This is a genomic window from Humidesulfovibrio sp. (assembly GCF_035560995.1).
Taxonomy (GTDB): Bacteria; Desulfobacterota; Desulfovibrionia; order Desulfovibrionales; family Desulfovibrionaceae; genus Humidesulfovibrio.
The window spans coordinates 1-2,755 of record NZ_DATMYK010000151.1 but is presented as its reverse complement, the minus strand read 5'-3'; the positions used below and the strand labels follow the sequence as shown (position 1 = coordinate 2,755).

Below are 2,755 nucleotides of genomic sequence, written 5' to 3'. Positions count from 1 at the left end.
CTCTTCTCCCCTCTCCCCTATTCCTCGCCCTTCTGCACCTGGCGCGGGGCGATCTCCAACTGCTCCAGCTCGGGCAGCTCCTTTTCCGGCGCAGCGGCAAGGTCCTTGAAGCGCCGGGCCGACACCAGCACGCGCGATTCGAGCGAGCTCACGGTCTTGTTGTAGGCCTCCACCGCGCCGGAGAGCCCCTTGCCCACGCGGGAGAAGTGCTCGGAAAGGGTCACGATGCGCTTGTACAGCTCGCGGCCCAGCTCGCTCACCTGCTGGGCGCTCTCGGCCACCTTTTCCTGCCGCCAGCCGTAGGCCACGGCGCGCAGCAGCGCGATGAGCGTGGTGGGCGAGGCCACGATGACGCCCTTTTCCACGCCTTCCTCGATGAGCGAGGGATCGTGCTCCAGGGCGGAGCTGAAGAATATCTCGCCGGGCAGGAACATGACCACGAATTCCGGCGTGGGCGAAAGGTGCTCCCAGTAGCTTTTCTGGCCCAGCTTGGTCAGGTGCTCGCGTATCTGCCGCGCGTGGCTCTGCATGTTCTGCTTGCGCGCCTCGTCGTCCGGGGCCTCGTAGGCGTTCAGATAGGCTTCCAGCGGAGCCTTGGCGTCCACCACGACGTTCTTGCCGCCGGGCAGGCGCACCACCATGTCCGGCCGCAGGCGTCCGTCCGCCGTGGTCACGCTGGCCTGCTCGGTGAAGTCGCAATACCCCACCATGCCCGCCAGCTCGACCACGCGCCTGAGCTGCATCTCGCCCCAGCGGCCGCGCACGGTGGGCCTGCGCAGGGCCTCCACCAGCTTGCGCGTCTCCTTCTTCAGGTCCACCTGGTCGGAGGCCAGGAACTTCACCTGCTGGCACAGCTCCACGTAGGCGTTCTGGCGGCTCTTCTCCATGTCCTGGATGCGCGCGTCCACCTGGGAGAGGGATTCGCGGATGGGCTTCACCAGACCCTCAATGCTCTTCTGGCGCAGTTCCAGGTCGCCCTTGGCGGCCTCCTGGAAGGTGGACAGGTGGGCCTTGGCCAGCTCCACGAAGTTCTGATTGTTGTGCTTCAAGGCGTCAGCCGAGAGGGCCTTGAAGGTGTCCTGCAACTTGGCCTGCAAGTCTTCCAACAGGGCCTGGCGCTCGCTGGCGGCCTTGCGTTCTGCCTCCATGCGCGCGCAGAGGTCGCCCTCGCGCACGCGCAGGGCGGAGACCTCGGCGGCCAGGCCCGCCAGGCGGTCCTCCAGGCCGGGCACGCGGGCGGCGGCTTCCTCGGCCCCGGCGCGGCGCGCGGTTTCGGCCCGCAGGGCTTCCACGGCCTTGAGGCCAGCTGAGCGGGCGGCGTCCAGGTCGGCGCGCAATTGCGCGGCCTGGGCTTCTGTTCCGCGCAGGCGCTCGTCCATACCGGCGGAGCGGGACTTGAGCAGCAGCGCGGCCAGGGCCGCGCCCAGCGCAAGGCCGACTGCCAGGGCAAGGGCCAGGGCGAGGCCCCCGGAAAGCATGTCCATAAACGCTTAGTCCGCCAGCTTCTTAAGCAACCAGGCCATGTTCCGGCCCAGCACGCGCATGGTGCCCATGCCTTCCTCGTCGCCCCGCACCTGGCCGGGCTCGCGTCCGTAGCCCATGTTCCAGTAGCTGGAGCCGGGCACCACCATCTGCCCGATGAAGAAGAAGTGGTTCAGGGTGTCGAAGGTGTGGATGCAGCCGCCCCGGCGCGCGGTGACCACGGCGGCCCCGGCCTTGCGGCGGAACATGTCCTCGTTGGCGCGGGCCACCATGCCGGAACGGTCCATGAGGGCCTTCATGTTGGTGGTCACATCCGCAAAATAGGTGGGCGAGCCGAGCAGGATGCCGTCGGCCTCGAGCATCTTCGCGATGTACTCGTTCATGACGTCTTCCACGGCGCAGCGCTTGTCCTTGTTCTCGAAACATTTGTAGCAGGCGATGCAGCCCTGCAGGGCCTTGGGGCCAAGCTGCACCAGCTCGGTCTCGAAACCTTCCGCGGCCATTTCCTCCAGGGCGGTGTTGAGCATGATGGCCGTGTTGCCGTTCAGCCTTGCGCTGCCGTTGATGCCAAGCACTTTCATCAGCCTTCTCCTTTGTCGTTCGGGGTCCGCTCCATCCAGGCCACGCCCTGGGGGCTTCCCGGGTCCACCGCACCCACGTGGGTGAAGCCGATGGCGATGCGCCGGGTGGCTCCCTCCTGGGCCTCGCTCAGGGCGCGCACCGCGCCCGCGTACCAGTAAGGCTTGAACTGCTTCTCCTTGAACAGGAACAGGGAGCATTTGAGCACCACGGGGCTGCCGATGGCAAGCCCCGGCGGAACCTGGGCGGCGCGGACCTCAAGGGCCAGGCCCCCGGCGGAAATGTCCGTGACGGCGCTGCCGTCCTCCTTGCCGCCCTCATAGGCGTTGATCCAGATGTCGGGCTGGGCGTCCGGGAAATACAGCGCGCTTTTTCCCTGCTCCGCCGCCCACAGGCGCACGCGCACGAAGCGCTGGTCGCTGACGCGTTTTCTGGGGTGCCGCCTGCGCGCCACGGACAGAAGCTCCGTGGGCGGGCCGAGGGTCAGGCGCGGGGGCTCAAGCGCGGCCTCCACGCTGGCGATGACCGTCTCAAAGGCGTTGACCGGATGGCCGTTCAGGCGCTGGGGGGCGAAAAAGCAGGTGACCGGCACGGCCACGGAGGCTTCGAGCGCCGGGGAGGAGGCGAAGATCTCGCAGACGAGGCCCTCGGGCCCGGCGGCGCGGGCCACGCAGCGGGCCAGGGGCTCGTAGGG

Annotated in this window: 3 protein-coding genes; all 3 read right to left on the bottom strand. The window is 68.1% G+C overall.

Annotation, left to right across the window (positions count from 1 at the left end; translation table 11 throughout):
• Nucleotides 1-17 precede the first annotated feature (17 nt).
• Nucleotides 18-1,484: a DNA recombination protein RmuC gene (gene rmuC, locus VN419_RS05970; protein WP_325645467.1), complete on the bottom strand. Its 1,467-nt coding sequence runs from the start codon at nucleotides 1,482-1,484 to the stop codon at nucleotides 18-20.
• Nucleotides 1,485-1,490: 6 nt separating this feature from the next.
• Nucleotides 1,491-2,063 (bottom strand): flavodoxin family protein, encoded by a 573-nt coding sequence (locus VN419_RS05965; RefSeq protein ID WP_325645465.1) that lies wholly within the window; start codon nucleotides 2,061-2,063, stop codon nucleotides 1,491-1,493.
• Nucleotides 2,063-2,755, bottom strand: a 693-nt coding sequence (locus VN419_RS05960; RefSeq protein ID WP_325645463.1) for a hypothetical protein, incomplete at its 5' end; no start/stop codon positions are given. The genes VN419_RS05960 and VN419_RS05965, both read right to left, overlap by 1 nt.